Consider the following 20069-nt stretch of genomic DNA (forward strand, 5'->3'; position numbering starts at 1 on the left):
TCGCAGGTGCGCCCGGAGTACCCGGGCGCACCTGCGGGTAGGGCCTACCAGGCGGCCCAGTCCACGTTCCAGCCGCCGAGCCCGTTGGAGGGCGAGACGGTCTTCTCCTTGGTGTTCACGATCTTGATGACGTCACCGACCATCGAGTCGTTGAAGAACTTGCCCGCCACCGAGGTGTCGCTGCCGCCCTTGACGTCCTGCATCGACACGCAGCCGTGACTGGCGTTGCTCTTGCCGAACGGGTTGGCCCAGTAGTTGCCGTGCACGAAGGTGCCGGAGGTGGTCAGCCGCATCGCGTGCGGCACGTCCTGGATGTCGTACTCGCCGCCGAGACCGACGGTCTGCGAGTTCATCCGGGTGACCTTCTCCTTGGACATGACCACCATGGTCCCGCCCCAGGACGGCGTGGCGTCCGCGCCCAGGGTGACCGGCACGGTGGTGCTCTGGCCGCCCCGCTCGATGGTCATCTGGTGCGACTTGGCGTCCGCGGTGGAGACCTGCGAGCGGCCGATGGTGAACGGCTCGTCCTTGTCCACGTCGCCGTAGACGCCCGGGGCGACCTCGACGTTCTTCAGCCGGTACTTGATGGTCACCTTGGTGTCCGGCGCCCAGTACTGCTCAGGGCGGAAGTCCACCCGCTTGTCGCCGAACCAGTGCCCCTTCACCACGGTGCCGTTGCTGGTCTCGAAGCTGATCCCCCGGACGACGGCGTCCTTGTTCTTGACCGGCTTGTTGAACTCCACCGAGACGATCATGCCGACGCCGTAGGTGGCGCCGTCGCTGATGTTGTCGTTGGTGGAGATCTTCTTGTCCGGCGTCAGGGTGGTGAACGAGGTGGTGGACGCGGCCACCAGGCCCTCGGCGTCCTTGGCCTGCGCGTTCACCTTGTACGCCATGCCGACGGTGAGCGCCGCCGACGGCTTCCAGCCGGCGCCGTCCGGCGTGATCGCCCCCGCGACCGGCTTGCCGTCCTTGTCGGTCACCTCGACCGTCGTGAGCTTGCCGTTGGAGACGGACACCTGCAGCCCGGACGGCTGGACGTCCTGGGCACCGTCCTTCGGCTCGACGGAGATCACCGCGGCCGAGGTCTTCGGCGTCCCCGAACCGCCCGAGCCCCCCGAACCACCCGCGTCCGCCGATGCCGACGCACCGGCGGCGGCGCCCCCGCCCGAGCCGCCGGAACCACTGCCCTTGTCGTCGTTGCAGGCCGCGGTGAGCAGCAGCACCCCACCCATGACCAACGCCATCGCCCCCCTGCGCCCGTAGCGGCTGGTGGTGCGTATCGCGGCGCCGGCCGTCTTACCCGTCTTCACGGTTGTCCCCTCCCGGTATCCACTCTCTTGACGCGTTGAGTGCCCCCATGAGTTGCACCGGGCGCCGATCTTTCGCGCCGGACTGCGGACGCGTCGGAGCAGGATAACCGGGCCGTTCGAACGGATTCGCGCGGGAGTCGAACGGAAGCGGGTGAAGCCGGGGTGAACCCGGCGCGAACGCGTGCCGTCCGCGCCGGGGCCGGCGGCCGCCGCCGACCGGGGGACCCACCGGGCGGCCCGCGACCCCGCGGCGGGGAGGCGCCCGACCGCACGGCGGACGGCCCTCCGTCGGCGCCCCCCTGCCCGCCATCCGCCGGTAAGCCCCCGTTCAGCGGCTTCCGATCTGCGCAATCCGGGAATGAGGAAGTGCACGGGGTCCGGGACACCCCGCCCAGGGAGGGTACGGCCATGGCGTCAGGTCAGGAGCTGGAAGCCGGGGTACGGCCGGACGGCGGCCCGCACACCGCCGAGCCACCGCGGCCCGGCAGCCGGCAGCCGCTCGGCGCCCGCTTCCACACCGACCGGACCGGCCTCCCGGGAACCAACTTCGCGCTCTGGGCGGCCGGCGCCGAGGCCGTCGAGCTGTGCCTCTTCGACGACGGCGACCGGGAGAGCCGGCACCGGCTCACCGAACAGGACTGCCAGGTCTGGCACGGCTTCCTGCCCGGGGTGCCCCCCGGCACCCGCTACGGGTTCCGCGTGCACGGCCGGTGGGACCCGTGGACCGGGGCCCGCTGGAATCCGGCCAAGCTGCTGCTGGACCCGTACGCCCGCGCCGTCGACGGCTGTTACACCTCGCACGACGCCGCCTGCGCCGCCGTCCGCAACTGGCCGGAGGCGGACGTCGCCGACACCGTCCGGGACAACCGCGACTCCGCCCCCTACGTGCCCAGAGCCGTGGTCGTGCACGACGACGACGACTGGTACGACGACCACCGCCCGAAGACCCCGTGGGCCGAGACGGTCCTCTACGAACTGCACGTGCGCGGTTTCACCATGCGTCACCCCGACATCCCCCCGCACCTGCGCGGCACCTACGCCGGCCTCGCCCACCCCGCCGCGATCGCCCACCTCACCCGCCTCGGGGTGACCGCCGTCGAGCTGCTGCCGGTCCACCAGCACGCCAGCGAGGACCACCTGCAGGCGCGCGGCCTGGTCAACTACTGGGGCTACAACACGGTCGGCTACTTCGCCCCGCACGCCGGCTACTCCGCCTCCGGCTCGCGCGGCGGCCAGGTCGGCGAGTTCAAGCGGATGGTCCGCGCCCTGCACGCCGCCGGGATCGAGGTGATCCTGGACGTGGTGTTCAACCACACCGCCGAGGGCGGCGCACTCGGCCCGACGCTCTCGCTGCGCGGCATCGACAACGCCGCCTACTACCGCCTCCCGCCGAACCACCCGCGCGGCTACGCCGACTACACCGGCTGCGGCAACACCCTGGACACCCGCCACCCGCAGGTGATCCGGCTGGTCACCGACTCGCTGCGCTACTGGGTGGCCGAGATGGGCGTGGACGGCTTCCGCTTCGACCTCGCCGCCGCCCTCGCCCGCGGCGGCCCCGGCGGCGACGGCGTGGACATGGACCACCCCTTCCTCGCCGCCGTCGCCCAGGACCCGCTGCTCAGCCGGGTGAAGCTGATCGCCGAGCCCTGGGACGTCGGCCCGGGCGGCTACCAGGTCGGCGGCTTCCCCCCGTTGTGGGCGGAGTGGAACGACAAGTACCGCGATGCCGTACGGGACTTCTGGCGCGGCGCCCGCCCGGACGTACGGGAGCTCGGCTACCGCCTGTCCGGCTCCTCCGACCTCTACCAGCGCGGCGGCCGCCGCCCGTACGCCTCGGTGAACTACGTGACCGCGCACGACGGTTTCACCCTGCGCGACCTGGTCTCCTACGACCGCAAGCACAACGAGGCCAACGGCGAGGCCAACCGGGACGGCACCGAGGACAACCGCTCCTGGAACCACGGCGCCGAGGGCGAGACCGCCGACCCTGCGGTCAACGCGCTGCGGCTGCGTCAACTGCGCAACCTGACGGCCACCCTGCTGCTCTCCGCCGGCGTCCCGATGCTCACCGCCGGGGACGAGATGGGCCGCACCCAGGGCGGCAACAACAACGCCTACTGCCAGGACAACGAGGTCAGTTGGCTGGACTGGTCACTGCTGGCGGAGCCCGGCTGGCGGGAGCTGTGCGAGCTGACCGCCCGGCTGGTCCGGCTGCGGCGCGCGCACCCGGTGCTGCGGCAGCGGGCGTTCTTCTCCGGCCGGGCCACCACCCCCGGCGGCCAGCCCGACCTGGCCTGGTTCACCCCGCTGGGCAAGGAGATGACCGAGGCCGACTGGTTCGCGCCGACCGCCTGCCTCGGCATGCTGCTGTCCGGCAGCGCGATGTCCGAACGGGACGACGCCGGGCGGCCGTTGCGGGACGACAGCTTCCTGCTGCTGCTCAACGCGGGCCACCGGGCGGTGGTGTTCACCCTGCCCGGTGAGCCCTGGGCGGCGCCGGAGGCCGCCTACCGGACGGTGCTCGACACGGCGGACCCGGGCACGGCCGTTGCGGGCACCGCCGGACCCGACCCCGGCGAGCCGCACCCGAGGGGCACCGTCGTCCTGGGCGGGCGCTCGCTGCAACTGCTGCGCTCGCCCGCCCCGCGCGCCTGACGCGGTGGCGCGGCAGCGCCGACAGCAGCCCCGAGCCCGACGTCCGCCAGGGCTCGCACCGGCGCGTTTCGGCCTGCCGGAGGCGCACGGCGCACTTATCCCTGCACGAATCGCCGCGCACGCCCCCACCGTTCACCCTGCGCGCCGCCCGCGGAGTGGCCGGTTCTCGCCGAGCGCCGCCGACCGCGGCGAAAAACCGGATGAGAAGTGACGGGCTCTCTGCCTACCCTCACCGCGATGGCCGAGAACCGACGTGACACCGACAACCCACCCGCCGGCGGGACCGACCGGGCCGGCGAACCCGGCGAACCCGACGGCCCCGACGTCACCACCGCGACCACCGGCGCAGCAGCGAGCGGACCGCAGCGTTCCACGGTCCGCTCGCTGCTGCGCCTGTGGCCGTACGCGCGTGCCGTCCGCGGCCGGCTGGCCGTCTCCGTGACGGCCGCCACGCTCGGCATGCTGAGCACCCTCGCCGTCCCGGTGCTCCTCGGCCGGATCGTGGACGGCCCGCTCGCCACGCACGACCTGACCGCGCTCTGGCCGCCGGTCGGCCTGCTGCTGTTCCTGGGCCTCTTCGAGTCCGGGCTCTTCTACACCCGCCGGGTGGTGCTGGCCCGCCCGCTGGCCGGGCTGGAGACGGCGATGCGCGGGGACCTCTTCGCCAAGCTCCAGCGGCTGCCGGTCTCCTTCCACGACCGCTGGGGCTCCGGCCAGCTGCTCTCCCGGGCGACCGCCGACATGTACACCATGCGGCTGTTCCTGGCCTTCCCGCTGGTCTTCCTGGTCGTCAACTCGGTGATGTTCCTGGCCGGCACGGTGGTGATGTTCACCCAGGACTGGCGGCTCGCGCTGATCGCCCTGCTGCCCGCCGTACCGCTGTTCCTGATCACCAGGACGTTCGAGTCCGGCTACTCCGGCGCCTCCCGCCTCGCCCAGGACCAGAACGGCGACCTCGCCACCGTGGTCGAGGAGTCCGTGCTCGGCATCCGGATCCTCAAGGCCTTCGGCCGCCACCGCTCGATGGCCGAGCGCTTCCGGGCCCGGTCCCAGGAGCTGCGCCGCACCGAGCTGCACAAGGCCCACCTGCTCGCCGGGCTCTGGGCCGTCATCATCGGCCTGCCGGAGATCGCCCTCGGCGGCGCCCTCGCCGCCGGCGCCTACCTGGTCGCCCACGACGAGCTGAGCGCCGGCACCCTGGTCGCCTTCCTCTCCACCGCGCTCGCGCTGCGCTGGCCGGTCGAGTCGCTCGGCTGGCTGCTCGCCTACGCCAACGAGGCCGCCACCGCCACCGACCGCTTCTTCGAGGTGCTGGACGAGCCGGACACCCCGGACCGGGGCACCGCCACCGGGCTCGCCGCCCCGGACGGCATCCGCTTCACCGGCGTCCGCTTCCGCTACCCCGACGCCCCCGCCGACAGCCCCGACCTGCTGGACGGCATCGACCTGCACGTCCGCAGCGGCGAGACGATGGCCCTGGTCGGCGCCACCGGCAGCGGCAAGACCACGCTGACCGCGCTGCTCCCCCGGCTGTACGAGACCACCGCCGGCACCATCACGCTGGACGGCCGGGACATCCGCGAGCTGCCCCGGGAGCGGCTGCGCGAACTCGTCGCGGTCGCCTTCGAGGAGCCCACCCTGTTCTCCGCGACCGTCCGGGAGAACGTCCTGATGGGCGCCCCGGGCGCGAGCGGGGAGCAGCTGCGCACCGCCCTCGCCACCGCCCAGGCCGGCTTCGTCGAGAAGCTCCCCGAGGGCGCGGACACCGAGGTCGGCGAGCAGGGCCTGAGCCTGTCCGGCGGCCAGCGCCAGCGCCTCGCGCTGGCCCGCGCGGTGGTCGGCGACCCGGCCTTCCTGGTGCTGGACGACCCGCTCTCCGCCCTGGACGTGCACACCGAGGCCCTGGTCGAGCGGGCACTGCGCGAGGTGCTCGGCTCCGCGACCGCCCTGGTGGTCGCCCACCGCCCCAGCACCGTGCTGCTCGCCGACCGGGTCGCGGTGCTGGCGGACGGCCGGATCGAGGCCGTCGGCACCCACCAGGAACTGCTGCGCGACTGCGCGCACTACCGCGAACTGATGTCCGGCGAGGCCGCCCGCGTGCCCGAAGGAAGTGCAGCCCCGTGACCACGACCGCCGAACCCACGGAGGCCGGGCCCGCCCGGTCCGCCGAGGAGGAGCTGCCCCCGCCCCCGGCCGACGAGGAGGACATCCCCGTCCCGCCGGGCGCGCCCCGGGCGCTGTTGCGCTCGCTGCTCGGCCCGCACCGGGCCCGGATCGCCGTCGCGATGGTGGTGATCCTGGTCCAGCAGGCCGCCCTGCAGTCCGGCCCGCTGCTGGTCGCGGTGGCGATGGACCGCGCCGTCCCGGCGCTGCGCGAGCACGACTCGGGCCCGCTGGTCGCGGTCGTCGCCGGGTACCTGTTCTGCGCGCTGCTCAGCCCGGTGCTGCAGTGGGTGTTCATCAAGGTCAGCGCCCGGATCAACCAGGACATCCTGCTGGAGCTGCGCGGCCGGATCTTCCGGCACGCCCAGCGGCTGAGCCTGGACTTCCACGAGCGCTACACCTCGGGCCGGATCATCTCCCGGGCCACCAGCGACATCGACGCGCTGCGCGAACTGCTCTCCGAGGGCCTGCAGGAGCTGCTGACGGTCTTCCTGTCGGTCTGCTACATCTCGGTGCTGCTGCTGGTGCTGGACTGGCGGCTCGGCCTGGTCTCGCTGGCGTCGGTCGTGCCGCTGGGGCTGATCGCCCGGTCCTTCCGCAACCGCTCGCGCCGGGTCTACCGCCGCTCCCGCACCTCGGCCGCCTCGCTGATCGTCCGGTTCACCGAGACCATGAACGGCATCCGCCCGGTGCAGGCCTTCCGCCGCGAGAAGGCCAACGACGCCGCCTTCGCCGTCGTCAACCGGCAGTCCGCCACCGCGACCGCGGACGGCCTGCTGGAGATCGCCCGCTACGTCGGCCTCTCCCGGGCCACCGCCAACGCGTGGATCACCGGCGTGGTGCTGTTCGGCGGGTACCTGGCCGTCGACGGCGCGCTGGAGCTGGGCGTGCTCACCGCCTTCGTGCTCTACCTGCGCCGGCTCTACGACCCGATCGACCAGCTGGCGATGTTCCTGAACAGCTACCAGTCGGCCGCCGCCGCCCTGGAGAAGATCGCCGGGCTGCTCGCCCACGAGCCGAGCGTCGCCGAGCCGGCCGAGCCGACCGAGCTGCCCCGGCCGGCCGGCCGGGGCCGGGAGGTGTCCTTCGAACGGGCCCGCTTCGCCTACCGCACCGGCAAGGAGGTGCTGCCGCCCTTCGACCTGCTGATCCCGGCCGGGCAGACGGTCGCGGTGGTCGGCGCGACCGGCGCGGGCAAGTCGACGGTCGCCAAGCTGCTGGCCCGCTTCTACGACCCGACCGACGGCCGGATCCGGCTGGACGGCGTGGACCTGCGCGAGCTGGCCACCCCCGAGCTGCGGCGCGGGGTGGTGATGGTGACCCAGGAGTCCTTCCTGTTCTCCGGCACCGTCGCCGAGAACATCGCGATCGGCCGCCCCGGCGCCACCCGCGAGGAGGTCGAACGGGCCGCCCGTGACATCGGCGCGTACGAGTTCGTCGCGGCGCTGCCGGACGGCTTCGACACCGACGTGCGCAAGCGCGGCGGCCGGATCTCGGCCGGGCAGCGCCAGCTGGTGGCCTTCGCCCGCGCCCTGCTGGCCGACCCGGCGGTGCTGATCCTGGACGAGGCGACCAGCTCGCTGGACGTTCCGGGCGAGCAGGCCGTCCAGCGGGCGATGCGCACGGTGCTGGCCGGCCGGACGGCGGTGATCATCGCGCACCGGCTCTCCACCGTGGAGATCGCCGACCGCGTCCTGGTGATGGACCAGGGCCGGATCGTGGAGGACGGCTCCCCGCGGGAGCTGATCGACGGCTCGGGCCGCTTCGCCGCCCTCCACCGGGCCTGGCGGGACAGCCTGGTCTAGCGGGCCGACCCGCCCGCCCCCGAATGTGCCCGTCCGGGTGCGCCGTTACGCACCCGGCCGGGCCGCCCTCCCGGCCCGCTGAGCCCTCTTCCGACCCGCAGGCCGGCCTTCCGAACCGCGGGGGGCACGCGGACGACCGCCGTCCGCGAGGGGCGCACGGCGGTCGTCCGGTGGGCCGTCAGCGCAGCAGCCCCGCGTCCATCCCGGCCGACTCGGCCGGCAGGGCGACCAGCCCCAGCTCGGCCGGGGAGGCCAGCCGCGGGTGCGCGGGCAGCACCCGGACGGTGTAGCCGAACGGGCCGGTCCGGCACAGCTCGAGCGCGCCCTCGTAGCGGGTGCGGCCGTCCAGGTCGGGCCCGCCGACCGCCTTGAGGGCGAGCAGGCAGGCGTCCGAGATGCCGTCCGACTCGTCCACCCGGCCGGAGACCACCTGGACCTCGACGTCGCCCGGCTCCAGCGTGCCGAGCGCGACCTGCACCCGAAGCGCCAGCGAGCTGCCCAGCTCCTGGGCCTCGGCCGGGCAGTCGGCCTCGACGTGCTCGACCCGGACGGCCGGCCAGACCTCCCGGACCTTCGCCTTCCAGACCGCCAGCTCCCGCGCCCCGCGGTCGCCCCCGACCGCCAGCTCCCGCTGGGCCAGCGCCGCCGGGGCGTACAGCCGCTCGACGTACTCGCGGACCATCCGGCCGGCGAGCACCTTGGGCCCGAGGGTGACCAGGGTGTGCCGGACCATGGCGATCCAGTGGTGCGGCAGCCCGTCCGCGTCACGGTCGTAGAACCGGGCGGCGACCTGCTCCTCGATCAGGTCGTAGAGCGCGGTCGCCTCGATGTCGTCGCGCCGCTCGGCCTCGCCGCTGTCCGGGTCGAGCACACCGCCGCTCTCGTCGGCGGTGGGGATCGCCCAGCCGTTGCGGCCGTCGTACCACTCGTCCCACCAGCCGTCCAGGACGGACAGGTTGAGGCAGCCGTTGAGCGCGGCCTTCATCCCGGAGGTGCCGCAGGCCTCCAGCGGGCGCAGCGGGTTGTTGAGCCAGACGTCGCAGCCCGGGTAGAGGTGCCGGGCCATCGCCATGTCGTAGTCCGGCAGGAAGACGATGCGGTGCCGGACGGCCGGGTCGTCGGCGAAGGCGACCATCTGCTGGATCAGCCGCTTGCCTCCGTCGTCGGCCGGGTGGGCCTTGCCGGCCACCACGATCTGCACCGGCCGGGTGGGGTGCAGCAGCAGGGCGCGCAGCCGCTCCGGGTCGCGCAGCATCAGGGTGAGCCGCTTGTACGAGGGCACCCGGCGGGCGAAGCCGATGGTGAGCACGTCGGGGTCGAGCACCGAGGAGACCCAGCCGAGCTCGGCCTCGCCGGCCCCGCGCTGGCGCCAGGAGGCGCGCAGCCGGCGGCGGGCCTCGTCCACCAGCTGGGCGCGCAGGACGCGGCGCAGGTCCCAGATCTCGGTGTTGCCGATCGCCTCCAGTCCGGTCCAGCGGGTGGCCTCGCCGGTGGTCATCGCCTCCTCGGCACGCTCGGCCCCGATCTCGGCGGCGCCGAGCCGGACCACCGCCGGGTCGATCCAGGTGGCGGCGTGCACGCCGTTGGTGACGGAGGTGATCGGCACCTCGGAGGGGTCGAAGCCGGGCCAGAGGCCGTTGAACATCGAGCGGCTGACCTCGCCGTGCAGGGTGGAGACCCCGTTGGCGCGCTGGGCCAGCCGCAGGCCCATCGCGGCCATGTTGAAGAGCTTCGGGTCCCCGCCGCGCCAGGTCTCGGCACCGAGCGCGAGCACCTGGTCGACCGGGACGCCGGGCAGCGCGGCGTCGCCGCCGAAGTGCCGGGCGACCAGGTCGCGGTCGAAGCGGTCGATGCCGGCCGGGACCGGCGTGTGGGTGGTGAACAGGGTGCCGGCGCGGACGGATTCCAGGGCGGCCGCGAAGTCGAGTCCGGCCACGTCCTCGGCGACGAGTTCGCGGATCCGTTCGACGCCGAGGAAGCCCGCGTGGCCCTCGTTGGTGTGGAAGACCTCGGGGGCGGGGTGCCCGGTGAGCCGGCAGTAGGCGCGCACCGCCCGTACCCCGCCGATGCCGAGCAGCATCTCCTGCAGCAGCCGGTGCTCGCTGCCGCCGCCGTACAGCCGGTCGGTGACTTCGCGTTCGGCGGGCGAGTTGGCCTCGATGTCGGAGTCGAGCAGCAGCAGCGGCACCCGCCCGACCTGGGCCTTCCAGATCCGGGCGGCCAGGGTGCGGCCGCCGGGCAGGGCGAGGTCGATCCGGCAGGGGGTGCCGTCCGCCTCCCGGAGCGGGCTGACCGCGAGCTCGTCCGGGTCGAGCAGCGGATAGCGCTCCTGCTGCCAGCCGTCCCGGCCGAGCGACTGCCGGAAGTAGCCGTGCCGGTAGAACAGCCCGACGCCGACGACCGGGACGCCGAGGTCGCTGGCGGCCTTGAGGTGGTCGCCGGCCAGGATGCCGAGCCCGCCGGAGTACTGCGGCAGCGCGGCGGCGATGCCGTACTCGGGCGAGAAGTAGGCGATCGCGGCGGGCAGCGGGGCGGCGCCGGACCCCTGCTGCTGGATCTGGTACCAGCGCGGGCCGGTCAGGTAGTCGCGCAGGTCGTCGGCGAGGTCGCCGAGTCTGCGCAGGAACCGCCGGTCGGCGGCGAGCGCGGCGAGCCGGGCGGCCGGGACCTCCCCGAGCAGCCGCACCGGGTCCTCGCCGGTCGCGGCCCAGACCTCCGGGTCCACGGACCGGAACAGGTCCCTGGTCTCGGGGTGCCAGGACCAGCGCAGGTTGAGGGCCAGCTCGTGCAGCGGCTGGAGTTGTTCGGGCAGGACGGTGCGGACGGTGAATCTGCGGATTGCCTTCACGGCGTGAAGCGTAGCCTCGGCGGTCGCCCCGACAGTGCGTCAAGTGGGCTATTGGGCATCCGTTCGGCCTATTGATGAGATCGCATTCGGCGCATTGGTCTGCACGGGGGGCGCGCGCGGCGCACATTTCGAGGGCCCGCGCTACCAATGCGTGAACTCTGCGGTACGGATCCATTTCCGGTGGCGCATCCGCTCGGGAGAAGGCCCGAAACTACTGTCGTACCGCTGCAAAAACCTTGTCGGCAGTGCGAGGATGACCGAAGGTCGTTGATGCTGTGGGGAGTGCGGCGACGGGTGGCGCCCTCCTCGAAGCAGCACGTCCGAATCCTTTTCACGTTGACCGTTCCCGTTCTTCTTAGCCCATTCGGCGCTCACCGCGCACCGACTCGTGTCCTCGCGCCCGGCCCGCTCGTTCACGGGTGGACCGGGCCGCCCTGGGGCGTGCCCCCGGAGGCGTGCGCCGGGACGCGCACGGGCTCCGGGGCGTTCCGCCACCGGCTCGGCGGGCGCCGGGCAGGTTGCCGGGGACAGCGACGCGGGCAGGCTCCGGTCGCGCGTCCTCCCCACCCAGCAGTCCTCCCGGTACTCCCCTGGCCCGACCCCGGCCCGCGGGAGCTGCCGCCGATCTCGGGCAGGAGTTTGGCATGCACGGCGACACGCGGGACCAGTCCACACCGGTGGCCGAAAGCCTCGACGCAGCGGTCGCGGAATCCGCCGGACGGATGGATTCTGACACTCGGACAGATCCCCCGATGCCTGCGCCCAGGGCGTCCGGGGCGGTCGGTGGCGGATCCTCCGAATCCCGACCCCCCGCAGCACAGCCCTCCCCGGCACAGCCGGCGCACTCCTCCGCGGCGGCCCGACAACCCGGGGCCGAGGAGGACCGGACCGCGGCACCCCGCAGGCGCACCACCACGCGTCGCACCACCGCCACCGCGTCGGCCACCACCCCGAAGGCCGACACCGGCACCGACGGCCCCGCGCCGCGCCGGACGGCCGCCGCGAAGAAGGCGGCCGCCCCGAAGGCACCCGCCGCGAAGGCCGTCGCGAAACCCGCGGCCAGGACCGCCGCCAAGTCCGCCGTCAGCAAGACCGCAGCCGCCAAGACCACCGTCAGCAAGACCGCAGCCGGCAAGACCGCCGCCCGCACGACAGAGAGCGACACCGTGATCGGCCGCATCCCCGTCCTGGACGTCAGCCCGCTCGTCGACTCCGGCCGCCGCCCCGCCAAGGCCGTCGTCGGCGAGACCTTCGCGGTCACCGCGACCGTCTTCCGCGAGGGCCACGACGCCGTCAACGCCAACGTGGTGCTGCGCGACCCGCGCGGCCGCAGCGGCCCGTGGACGCCGATGCGCGAGCTCGCCGAGGGCACCGACCGCTGGGGCGCGCACGTCACCCCGACCGCGCCCGGCCGCTGGTCGTACCTGGTGGAGGCGTGGAGCGACCCGATCGCCACCTGGCGCAGGACCGCCGCGGTGAAGCTGCCCGCCGGGATCGACACCGCGCTGGTCCTGGAGGAGGGCGCCCGGCTGTTCGAACAGGCCGCGGCCGGTGTGCCGAAGAAGGAGGGCCGCGCCGACGTCCTGGCCGCCGCCGACGCGCTGCGCGACCCGACCATGCCGCCGCTGTCCCGGCTGGCCGCCGCCCTCGCCCCCGAGGTGCTGGAGCTGCTGGCCCGCCACCCGCTGCGCGAACTGCTCAGCGCCTCCCGCCCGCTGCCGCTGCAGGTGGACCGCGAGCGCGCGCTGTTCGGCTCCTGGTACGAGTTCTTCCCCCGTTCGGAGGGCGCCGTGGTGGACCCGAGCGGCGTCGAGCCGCCGCGCCCGGGCGACCTGCGCAGCGCCGCCGAACGGCTGCCGGCGGTCGCCGCGATGGGCTTCGACGTGGTCTACCTGCCGCCGGTCCACCCGATCGGCCGAGCCTTCCGCAAGGGCCCGGACAACACCCTGACGGCCGGTCCGCACGACGTCGGCTCGCCCTGGGCGATCGGCTCCCCCGAGGGCGGCCACGACGCGGTCCACCCGGACCTCGGCACCATCGAGGACTTCGACCACTTCGTCACCGAGGCCCGGGAGCTGAACCTGGAGGTGGCGCTCGACTTCGCCCTCCAGTGCTCCCCGGACCACCCCTGGGTGAACAAGCACCCGGAATGGTTCAGCCACCGCGCGGACGGCACCATCGCCTATGCCGAGAACCCGCCCAAGAAGTACCAGGACATCTATCCGATCAACTTCGACCAGGACATGGACGGAATCGTCAAGGAAACCATCAGGATCCTGCGGTTCTGGATGTCCCACGGCGTACGGATCTTCCGGGTCGACAACCCGCACACCAAACCGGTGGTGTTCTGGGAGAAGGTGCTCGCCGACATCGCCCGCACCGACCCCGATGTCGTGTTCCTGGCGGAGGCCTTCACCCGCCCGGCGATGATGCACACCCTGGCGAAGATCGGTTTCCACCAGTCGTACACGTACTTCACCTGGCGCACCACCAAGCCGGAACTGACCGAGTACCTCACCGAACTCACCGGCGACGCGGCCGCCTACATGCGCCCCAACTTCTTCGCCAACACCCCGGACATCCTGCACGCCTACCTGCAGCACGGCGGCCGCGCCGCCTTCGCCGTCCGCGCGGTGCTCGCCGCCACCCTCTCGCCCAGCTACGGCGTCTACGCCGGCTACGAGCTGTACGAGAACGAGCCGGCCCACCCGGGCTCCGAGGAGTACCTGCACTCGGAGAAGTACGAGCTGCGCCCGCGCGACTGGAGCCGCACCGACACCCTCGCCCCGCTGCTGACCGTGCTGAACCGGCTGCGCCGGCGCCACCCCGCCCTGCAGCAGCTGCGCGACCTGCGCTTCCACCCCACCGACAACGACCAGGTGCTCGCCTACTCGAAGACCGCGACCACCCCCGAGGGCCTCACCGACCAGGTCATCACCGTGGTGAACCTCGACCCGCACCACGTCCAGGAGGCCACCGTGACGCTCGACGGCGACGGCCCGTACGCGGTGCACGACGAGCTCACCGGCGCCGTCTACACCTGGGGCCGGCACAACTACGTCCGGCTCGATCCCTCAGCCGAGCCGGCTCACCTCCTCACGGTTCGGAGGAACCCAGCGTGACAGTGAACGAGCCCGTCCCCGACACCTTCCCCGAGACCTCGAAGAAGAACCTGGACCCCGAGTGGTTCAAGCGTGCGGTCTTCTACGAGGTGCTGGTGCGGTCCTTCCAGGACAGCAACGGCGACGGGGTCGGGGACCTCAAGGGGCTCACGGCCAAGCTCGACTACCTCCAGTGGCTCGGGGTCGACTGCCTCTGGCTCCCCCCGTTCTTCGCCTCGCCGCTGCGCGACGGCGGCTACGACGTCTCCGACTACACCTCGGTGCTGCCGGAGTTCGGCGACCTCGCCGACTTCATGGCGTTCACCGATGCCGCGCACGCCCGCGGCATGCGGGTGATCATCGACTTCGTCATGAACCACACCAGCGACCAGCACCCGTGGTTCCAGGCCTCCCGGACGGACCCGGACGGGCCCTACGGCGACTTCTACATGTGGGCCGACGACGACAAGCAGTACCCGGACGCCCGGATCATCTTCGTCGACACCGAGACCTCCAACTGGACCTACGACCCGGTCCGCAAGCAGTACTACTGGCACCGCTTCTTCTCGCACCAGCCGGACCTCAACTACGACAACCCCCGGGTCCAGGACGAGATGATCGCCGGGCTGCGGTTCTGGCTCGACCTCGGCATCGACGGCTTCCGGCTGGACGCGGTGCCGTACCTGTTCGCCCGCGAGGGCACCAACTGCGAGAACCTGCCGGAGACCCACGAGTTCCTCAAGCGGGTCCGCAAGGAGATCGACGCCGACTACCCCGACACCGTGCTGCTCGCCGAGGCCAACCAGTGGCCGGAGGACGTCGTCGACTACTTCGGCGACTTCACCTCGGGCGGCGACGAGTGCCACATGGCGTTCCACTTCCCGGTGATGCCGCGGATCTTCATGGCGGTGCGCCGCGAGTCCCGCTACCCGGTGTCCGAGATCCTCGCCAAGACCCCGCACATCCCCAACGGCTGCCAGTGGGGCATCTTCCTGCGCAACCACGACGAGCTGACCCTGGAGATGGTCACCGACGAGGAGCGCGACTACATGTACGCGGAGTACGCCAAGGACCCCCGGATGCGCGCCAACGTGGGCATCCGCCGGCGGCTCGCCCCGCTGCTGGAGAACGACCGCAACCAGATCGAGCTGTTCACCGCCCTGCTGTTCTCCCTGCCCGGCTCGCCGGTCCTCTACTACGGGGACGAGATCGGCATGGGCGACAACATCTGGCTCGGCGACCGGGACGGCGTGCGCACGCCGATGCAGTGGACCCCGGACCGCAACGCGGGTTTCTCCTCCGCCGACCCGGGCAGGCTCAGTCTGCCGCCCATCATGGATCCGGTGTACGGCTATCAGGTGACCAACGTCGAGGCGCAGCAGAGCAGTTCGAGTTCGCTGCTGCACTGGACGCGTCGCATGATCGAGATCCGCAAGCTCAATCCGGCGTTCGGCCTCGGCAGCTACGCCGAACTGCCGTCCAGCAACCCCGCCGTGCTGGCCTTCGTGCGCGAGTACGAGGGGGACCTGGTCATGTGCGTGAACAACTTCTCGCGGTTCGCGCAGCCGACCGAGCTGGACCTGCGGCAGTACGGCGGACGGTACCCGGTCGAGCTGATCGGCGGGGTGCGCTTCCCGTCGATCGGCGAGTGGCCCTACCTGCTCACCCTGGCCGGGCACGGCTTCTACTGGTTCCAGCTCCGGCAGCCCCCGCGCCTGAGCGGGACCAGGCGGTCGAAGTAACGATCCGCCGCGCCCCGCCGCACCCGCCACGGGCGCACCACCAGACCCTCCGGGGGCGCCAGTTGGACCACAGCGCCCCCGGAGTTCTCTGCACCACCGCGTACGGAGAACAGCCCAACGGCCACTTACACGAAGGCGTGACACCTGAGCCACGCTCGCGTGCCGCGACCGCCGCGCCGCCGAAATCCGGAAGACTGACGGACCCGGCCATGACCCGTCGGGCCGTCCGCGTGCTTCCGGGGAAAGGGAGTCATGTCCGAAACCTCCCGTTCTCAAGCCCATGTGCAGCACGACGCCCCGGCCGGCTCCACCGCGCCGACCGGCGCGCGGGGCTCCGGGCTCCGGAGAACAGCCCTGGGGGTCAGCGAACTCGTCCAGGCGGCGCTGCCGCTGATCGCCGGGTGGCTGCCCACCCAGCGCTGGTACGCCGGGAAGGGGCGGCCGATCACCGGCCTCACCCCGGTGGTCGGCACCCCGCTACAGGTCGGCGACCCGGCCCTGCTGCACCTGCTGCTGCGGGTCGAGCACGCCACCACGGCCGGCGCCCCGCACGGCGACATCTACCAGCTGCTGCTCGGCATCCGCTCGCAGGGGCTCGGGGACATCGGACCCGGCGCGGTGCTCGGCCGGCTCAGCCAGGGCCCGTACGACGGCGCGACCCTCTACGACGCGGTGCACGACCCCGAACTCACCGGGCGCCTGCTGGAACACCTGGCCACCGGCGACCGCTTCGGCTCGCTGTCCTTCCGCCGCACCCCCGGCTCCGGACTGCCCGCCAACCTCCCCGGCCGCGCCTCCACCGCCGAGCAGTCCAACAGCTCGGTCATCTACGGCACCTCGTACATCCTCAAGCTGTTCCGCCGCATCCACCCCGGCACCAACCCCGACCTCGAACTCTCGCTCGCCCTCTCCCGGGCCGGCTCCACCCGGATCCCCCGGGTCGCCGCCTGGTTCGAGAGCCGGATGGAGCGCGCCGAACCCGCCACCCTCGGCCTGCTCCAGCGCTACCTGCCGGACGCCGAGGACGGCTGGGAGCTCGCCCTCGACCAGGTCGGCCGGCTCAAGGGCGACCGCTCCCCCGGCAACTTCGCCATCGAGGCGCACCGGCTCGGCCGGGCCACCGCCGAGGTGCACCGGGTCCTGGCCCGGTCGATGCCGGTCGCCCGGCTCGACCGCACCCAGACCGGGCGGCTGGCCACCGCGATGGCCGACCGGCTGGACAGTGCCGTCGCCGCCGTCCCGGGGCTGCTGCGCTTCCGGGCCGCGCTGCGCACCGCCTTCCAGCAGCTCGCCGACGCCCACCCGGACGGCCTGCCGGTCCAGCGCATCCACGGCGACCTCCACCTCGGGCAGGCGATGCGGACCCCGCACGGCTGGGTGCTGCTGGACTTCGAGGGCGAGCCGGCCAAGTCGGTCAGCGAGCGGCGCGAACCGCAGCCCGCCCTGCGCGACGTCGCCGCGATGCTCCGCTCCTTCGACTACGCGGCCGCCCACCTGCTGGCCGGCGGCCCGGTCGACCCGGAACTCGCCCACCTCGCCGCCGCCTGGGCCCAGCGCAACCGCACCGCCTTCTGCGCCGGCTACACCGCCGGGGGCGGCGCCGATCCGGCGGCCTCGCCGGAGCTGATGCGGGCGCTGGAGATCGACAAGGCGGTGTACGAGGTGGTGTACGAGGCCCGGCACCGGCCGAGCTGGCTGCCGATCCCGCTGGCAGCGATCAACCGGCTCGCCCTGCCCGTCTGACGCCCGACCCCGCCCGACCCCGTTCCGCCCCGCTCGCCCGCCCCCGTCCACCCGACGCACCGCCGCTTCCCGTACCGCCCGCAGGAGTTCGCCAACCCCCCGCCGCAGGAGGACCACGCCGTGACGCCGCTCGACCCGACCGGCCGCCCCAACCGCCCAGTTCCGGCCACCTTCCTGGCCCGGACGGGCACGTCCCCGGCCGGGGACCAGGAGGCCCCCCCGCCCGGGGCCGAGGCCCCGGCGGCGAGCGGACCGGTCACCGCGCCGCCCGCCGCCCCGCCCACCGCGACGTCCGGGACGCCGTCCGGGGCGTCCGGGGCGTCGTCCGGGGCGTCCGGGGCGTCGTCCGGGGCGCCCACCGCGTCGTCCGGGGCGCTGCGCCTGCCCGAGGCGCCGCTGCCGCCGTCCGAGGTGGACCGGCTGGTGAGCGGGCGGCACCACGACCCGCACGCGCTGCTCGGCGCGCACCCGGTGCACGGCGGCACGGCGATCCGGGTGCTGCGCCCGTTCGCCGAGCGGGTGATCGTGGAGACCCCGCAGGGCCCGGCCGAACTCACCCACCAGCAGAGCGGGTTGTTCACCGGGCTGGTGGCCGGTGGCGAACCGTCCGACTACTCCCTGCTGGTGACCTACCCGGGCGGCGAGCCACTGCGCCAGCACGACGGCTACCGCACCCCGCCCACCCTCGGCGACCTCGACCTGCACCTGATCTCCGAGGGCCGGCACGAGCAGCTGTGGCGGGCGCTCGGCTCGCACGTGCGCACCGTCGGTGGCGTGGCCGGCACCGCGTTCGCGGTCTGGGCGCCGAACGCGGTCGGGGTGCGGCTGATCGGCGACTTCAACCACTGGGACGGCACCGGGCACCCGATGCGCTCGCTCGGCTCGTCCGGGATCTGGGAGCTGTTCGTCCCGGGCCTGGCCGAGGGCGCCACGTACAAGTACGAGGTGCACACCCGGCAGGGCTGGGTGCTCGACAAGGCCGACCCGCTGGCCCGGGCCGCCCAGTGCCCGCCCGGCACCGCCTCGGTGGTCACCTCCTCCGCCTACGCCTGGCAGGACGGCGAGTGGATGGCCCGCCGGGCCCGCGCCACGCACCACCGGGCGCCGATGTCGGTGTACGAGCTGCACCTGCCCTCCTGGCGCCCCGACCTCACCAGCTACCGCGCCATCGCCGAGGAACTCCCCGGCTACCTGGCGGAGTTGAACTTCACCCACGTGGAGTTCATGCCGGTGATGGAGCACCCCTTCGGCGGCTCCTGGGGCTACCAGGTGTCCGGCTACTACGCCCCCACCGCCCGGCTCGGCGGCCCGGACGACTTCCGGTACCTGGTCGACACCCTGCACCGGCACGGCATCGGCGTGATCGTCGACTGGGTGCCCGCGCACTTCCCCAAGGACGACTTCGCGCTCGCCCGCTTCGACGGCGAGCCGCTGTACGAGCCCGCCGACCCGCTGCGCGCCGAGCACCCCGACTGGGGGACGCTGGAGTTCGACTACGGCCGCAAGGAGGTGCGCAACTTCCTGGTCGCCAACGCCGTCTACTGGTGCGAGGAGTTCCACATCGACGGCCTGCGGGTGGACGCCGTCGCCTCGATGCTCTACCTCGACTACTCCCGCGAGGGCGGCGACTGGACGCCCAACCGGTTCGGCGGCCGGGAGAACCTGGACGCGGCCTCCTTCCTGCAGGAGATGAACGCCACCGTCTACCGGCGCTGCCCCGGCGTGATCACCATCGCCGAGGAGTCCACCGCCTGGGACGGCGTCACCCGCCCCACCGACGCCGGCGGCCTCGGCTTCGGGCTGAAGTGGAACATGGGCTGGATGCACGACTCGCTGGTCTACATGTCCAAGGAGCCGGTGCACCGCAAGTACCACCACAACGAGATCACCTTCTCGATGGTGTACGCCTACTCGGAGAACTACGTCCTGCCGATCTCGCACGACGAGGTCGTCCACGGCAAGCAGGCCCTGGTCTCCAAGATGCCCGGCGACTGGTGGCAGCAGCGCGCCAACCACCGCGCCTTCCTGGGCTTCATGTGGTCCCACCCGGGCAAGCAACTGCTGTACATGGGGCAGGAGTTCGCCCAGGGCGCGGAGTGGGACCACGAGCAGGGCCCGCAGTGGTGGGTGCTCGACGAGCAGTGGCCGGCCCACCGGGACCACCTCGGCGTGCGGCGTCTGGTCCGCGACCTCAACCGGTGCTACCTCGACAGCCCCGCCCTGTGGGAGCTGGACACCACCCCGGACGGCTTCCGCTGGCTCGACGGCGGGGCCGCCGACGACAACCTGCTCTCCTACGTCCGCTACGCGGCCGACGGCAGCCCGCTGGTCGCGGTCTGCAACTTCTCGCCGGTCGTCCGGCACGGCCGCCGGGTCGGCCTGCCCCGCCTGGCCGGCCGGGACCAGCTGTGGGAGGAGGTGCTGAACACCGACGCCGAGGAGTACGGCGGCGGCGGCGTCGGCAACTCCCACCCGGTCAAGGCCGACCCGGTGGAGTGGGACGGCCAGCCCCGCTCCGCCGAACTGATCCTCCCCCCGCTCGCCACCCTCTGGCTCCGCCCGGCCTGAGCCCGCGGGCCCCCCGCCCACGGACGGTCCCCGGCGGGCGGGGGGGCTCGCTCGGCGAGCGGGCGGGGCTCGGACAGCCGGCGGACGGGGGCTCGCAGGGGCGGCCCGAGCCGCCGGCACCCGGCCCG

General features: G+C 73.2%; 9 protein-coding genes. 7 read left to right on the top strand and 2 right to left on the bottom strand.

Features of this window, described 5'->3' with window-relative positions; translation table 11 throughout:
• Window positions 1-44: 44 nt before the first annotated feature.
• Window positions 45-1313, bottom strand: coding sequence for an Ig-like domain-containing protein (locus AB0Q99_RS07150; protein WP_363569309.1), 1269 nt, complete (start codon window positions 1311-1313; stop codon window positions 45-47).
• 408 nt (window positions 1314-1721) lie between these two features.
• Here AB0Q99_RS07150 and glgX point away from each other — a divergent pair, with 408 nt between their 5' ends.
• From glgX to AB0Q99_RS07165, 3 genes are all read left to right on the top strand, one after another.
• Window positions 1722-3971 carry a glycogen debranching protein GlgX gene (gene glgX / locus AB0Q99_RS07155; protein WP_363569310.1) on the top strand — a complete coding sequence of 750 codons (2250 nt, stop codon included), beginning with the start codon at window positions 1722-1724 and terminating at the stop codon, window positions 3969-3971.
• Window positions 3972-4208: 237 nt separating this feature from the next.
• Window positions 4209-6095 carry an ABC transporter ATP-binding protein gene (locus AB0Q99_RS07160; RefSeq protein WP_363569311.1) on the top strand — a complete coding sequence of 629 codons (1887 nt, stop codon included), beginning with the start codon at window positions 4209-4211 and terminating at the stop codon, window positions 6093-6095.
• A gap of 53 nt (window positions 6096-6148) precedes the next feature.
• The gene (locus tag AB0Q99_RS07165) at window positions 6149-7939 is read left to right on the top strand and encodes an ABC transporter ATP-binding protein (protein WP_363569628.1); all 1791 of its coding nucleotides are present in this window, start codon (window positions 6149-6151) and stop codon (window positions 7937-7939) included.
• Between the two features lie 178 nt (window positions 7940-8117).
• Here the strand turns inward: AB0Q99_RS07165 and glgP are convergent, their stop codons facing one another.
• The gene (glgP, locus tag AB0Q99_RS07170; protein WP_363569312.1) at window positions 8118-10787 is read right to left on the bottom strand and encodes an alpha-glucan family phosphorylase; all 2670 of its coding nucleotides are present in this window, start codon (window positions 10785-10787) and stop codon (window positions 8118-8120) included.
• Window positions 10788-11953: 1166 nt separating this feature from the next.
• On the opposite strand from glgP, the gene AB0Q99_RS07175 reads away from it, so the two are divergent.
• From AB0Q99_RS07175 to glgB, 4 genes are all read left to right on the top strand, one after another.
• On the top strand, window positions 11954-13909 hold the full coding sequence (locus tag AB0Q99_RS07175; RefSeq protein ID WP_363569629.1) for an alpha-1,4-glucan--maltose-1-phosphate maltosyltransferase: 1956 nt from the start codon (window positions 11954-11956) through the stop codon (window positions 13907-13909).
• Window positions 13906-15630, top strand: coding sequence for a maltose alpha-D-glucosyltransferase (treS, locus tag AB0Q99_RS07180; protein WP_363569313.1), 1725 nt, complete (start codon window positions 13906-13908; stop codon window positions 15628-15630). The genes AB0Q99_RS07175 and treS overlap by 4 nt, the downstream gene beginning before the upstream one ends.
• A 252-nt stretch (window positions 15631-15882) precedes the next feature.
• On the top strand, window positions 15883-17373 hold the full coding sequence (locus AB0Q99_RS07185) for a phosphotransferase (protein ID WP_363569314.1): 1491 nt from the start codon (window positions 15883-15885) through the stop codon (window positions 17371-17373).
• Window positions 17374-17493: 120 nt separating this feature from the next.
• The gene (gene glgB, locus AB0Q99_RS07190; protein ID WP_363569315.1) at window positions 17494-19941 is read left to right on the top strand and encodes a 1,4-alpha-glucan branching enzyme; all 2448 of its coding nucleotides are present in this window, start codon (window positions 17494-17496) and stop codon (window positions 19939-19941) included.
• Window positions 19942-20069 lie beyond the last annotated feature (128 nt).

This window comes from Kitasatospora sp. NPDC086791, from assembly GCF_040685975.1.
Taxonomy (GTDB): Bacteria; Actinomycetota; Actinomycetes; order Streptomycetales; family Streptomycetaceae; genus Kitasatospora.

Bases quoted from the DNA above. Each gene is read 5' to 3' on its own strand.
- glgX (WP_363569310.1), top strand. From the start codon at position 1,722: ATGGCGTCAGGTCAGGAGCTGGAAGCCGGGGTACGGCCGGACGGCGGC.
- AB0Q99_RS07160 (WP_363569311.1), top strand. From the start codon at position 4,209: ATGGCCGAGAACCGACGTGACACCGACAACCCACCCGCCGGCGGGACC.
- AB0Q99_RS07185 (WP_363569314.1), top strand. From the start codon at position 15,883: ATGTCCGAAACCTCCCGTTCTCAAGCCCATGTGCAGCACGACGCCCCG.